The sequence below is a fragment of the Cytobacillus oceanisediminis 2691 genome, from assembly GCF_007678455.1.
Classification (GTDB): domain Bacteria; phylum Bacillota; class Bacilli; order Bacillales; family Cytobacillaceae; genus Mesobacillus; species Mesobacillus oceanisediminis_A.
This window is the reverse complement of sequence record NZ_VEEP01000158.1, coordinates 1-291: the sequence shown is the minus strand read 5'-3', so window position 1 is coordinate 291 and position 291 is coordinate 1. Positions and strand designations below refer to the sequence as shown.

At 55.3% G+C, this 291-nt stretch carries 2 tRNA genes and 1 rRNA gene; all 3 read left to right on the top strand.

What is annotated here, in order from left to right:
* A 5S ribosomal RNA gene (gene rrf, locus FS736_RS23635) occupies positions 1-77 on the top strand; the annotation flags it as partial.
* 39 nt (positions 78-116) lie between these two features.
* A tRNA-Met gene (locus FS736_RS23630) sits at positions 117-190 on the top strand.
* A 26-nt stretch (positions 191-216) separates the two neighbouring features.
* A tRNA-Asp gene (locus FS736_RS23625) sits at positions 217-289 on the top strand.
* Positions 290-291 lie beyond the last annotated feature (2 nt).

Sequence of the window (291 nt, the reverse complement as noted above, 5' to 3'; positions counted from 1 at the left end):
CCGAACACGGAAGTTAAGCTTCTCAGCGCCGATGGTAGTTGGGGGTTTCCCCCTGTGAGAGTAGGACGCCGCCGGGCTGTTTGAACAATTTAATGGATTACACATAATATTATCGACGCGGGGTGGAGCAGCCCGGTAGCTCGTCGGGCTCATAACCCGAAGGTCGCAGGTTCAAATCCTGCCCCCGCAATAATCCATCTTTTTCATACATATTATGGTCCCGTGGTGTAGCGGTTAACATGCCTGCCTGTCACGCAGGAGATCGCCGGTTCGATCCCGGTCGGGACCGCC